Source organism: Cupriavidus sp. 8B (assembly GCF_054589115.1).
Genome location: NZ_BAAILO010000033.1, coordinates 1 through 247 on the forward strand (window position 1 = coordinate 1; position 247 = coordinate 247).

At 65.6% G+C, this 247-nt stretch carries 1 pseudogene; it reads left to right on the forward strand.

Annotation, left to right across the window (positions count from 1 at the left end):
• A pseudogene (locus ACYP5B_RS02975) lies at window positions 1–214 on the forward strand (IS110 family transposase); the annotation flags it as partial.
• Window positions 215–247: the final 33 nt, after the last annotated feature.

Here is a 247-nt window from a genome sequence, read left to right on the forward strand (position 1 = left end):
GCTGTGCGCCCGCATGGACAAGCCGCGCGCCAATACCGCCACCGCGCACAAGCTCGCGCGCATGGTGTACTTCATGCTGACCCGCGGCGAGGCCTTTGTCGATCAGGGCCAGCAGCGCTACGAGGAACAACAACACCAGCGCAGCGTCGCCGCCCTCAAACGCCGCGCCGCCGCGCTGGGCTTCCAGATCAATCCCGTGGGGACGGCTGCATGACAGGTGCCGTCTTCAGGTTAGTTTCTTGAGAGC